This is a genomic window from Anaerovibrio sp., from assembly GCF_051866355.1.
Lineage (GTDB): Bacteria > Bacillota > Negativicutes > Selenomonadales > Selenomonadaceae > Anaerovibrio.
Genome location: NZ_JBJDWZ010000100.1, coordinates 2,845 through 4,139, shown reverse-complemented (window position 1 = coordinate 4,139; position 1,295 = coordinate 2,845). Strand labels below are relative to the sequence as shown.

General features: G+C 45.6%; 2 protein-coding genes and 1 pseudogene. All 3 read right to left on the bottom strand.

From position 1 onward, the window contains the following. Positions 1 to 636: pseudogene (locus ACI3UA_RS05485) on the bottom strand (hypothetical protein); the annotation flags it as partial. Further along, entirely contained in the window at positions 633 to 998 is a 366-nt protein-coding gene (locus ACI3UA_RS05480) for a hypothetical protein (RefSeq protein WP_439723826.1), read from the bottom strand. The gene ACI3UA_RS05480 and the pseudogene ACI3UA_RS05485, both read right to left, overlap by 4 nt. Positions 999 to 1,109: 111 nt before the next feature. After that, the gene (locus tag ACI3UA_RS05475) at positions 1,110 to 1,262 is read right to left on the bottom strand and encodes a hypothetical protein (RefSeq protein ID WP_439723825.1); all 153 of its coding nucleotides are present in this window, start codon (positions 1,260 to 1,262) and stop codon (positions 1,110 to 1,112) included. Positions 1,263 to 1,295 lie beyond the last annotated feature (33 nt).

Genomic DNA, 1,295 nt, shown 5'->3' with positions numbered 1-1,295 from the left:
CAAATCCACCGCAACGCCTCGCTCGTTTATCCTTAAATCTGTGCGCCACTGCATTTCGAGGGAGTCAGGCACTGGATAATTGGAAAGCCTGCGTTCAACCTCCATCTCGGTAACAACATCACCTACACAGTATTTCTTGAACAACTCCCATTTTGCGAGGTCATGCTTCGGGAGGTTTCTGCGGCGCCCTCCATTTGCTTTGGTGGGCGCGCAGGGAATGCAGAAATACCTGATTAATGCTTTGCCTATGGAGAGCTTTTTCTTATCCTCAGGAAGCCCAAGGGCCTTTCCTACGACATCCAGTCCAGCAGGGAAGCCGCAATACATTCCGTGGAGCATGGTATCGCGCCATTGCTCAAGGGGGAGCAATTCGCCGTAGAATTTTGAGAGGCAGTACCACTCAAAAGCCGCGTTGTATGCGTGCTTGATATATTCAGGGCTTTTTATTGCGGCGTACAGCCAGTCGGGGATAAGCTCTCCGGAAGCAAGGTCCACGATTTCAACAGGGCCATAATCAACGCTGTACGCGAGCAACATGATTTCAAAATCATCGCTTTGAACGTACTTGTATGCGCCAGTTTTGCCGATAGGCTCACTGCTGAATGTTTCAAGGTCTATAGAGATATGGCGTATCATGGCACAACCTCCAAATGCTTATATTTACCCAAAAGCAATAACTGCAATACCCAATGCGGGGCAGGTTTGAACTGTCTTTCCTTGCGGCTATAGTTTTTCAGGCAATTATTGGTGAATACGAACATCATATTCGGCGGTATTCTATCTACTCCGATGATGTGGAATTTCTGCTTAGTTTTAAGTCCAAGCAGGAATACCATTTTGCCCCACACATTTTTGGAAAGACGAGGCCAGCTGGCGCAGTCCATACAGTTTTCCTTGGCGCATTTACCGCAGGATTTGTTGTTTGGGCTGTAGCCTATGCCGTCAAAATGAAAGCCGCCAGCTTCGTCATAATATTCGTCAAGACTGTCATCGTTCATGTTTTTACACCTCCTCGAAATATCCCGAATATTTATGACAAGTTCAGGAATGCTATGAGAGCGATATTAAATATTTTTAATATCGCTCGTAACGTGTTGTAATCCATACCATCATCCTCTCCATACAGCACTGCCAACAAAACAAGCTAACGCCTGCAAAGGCTCATCATAAAAAACAAAATATATACCGGCGAAAAATAATCCTCCTGCAATGAGGATATTCAACGCCAATTCCGCTTTCGCCCATAAAAGTTTACGGCTCATAATCATTCACTCCTTTGCAACAGCCAGCATTTT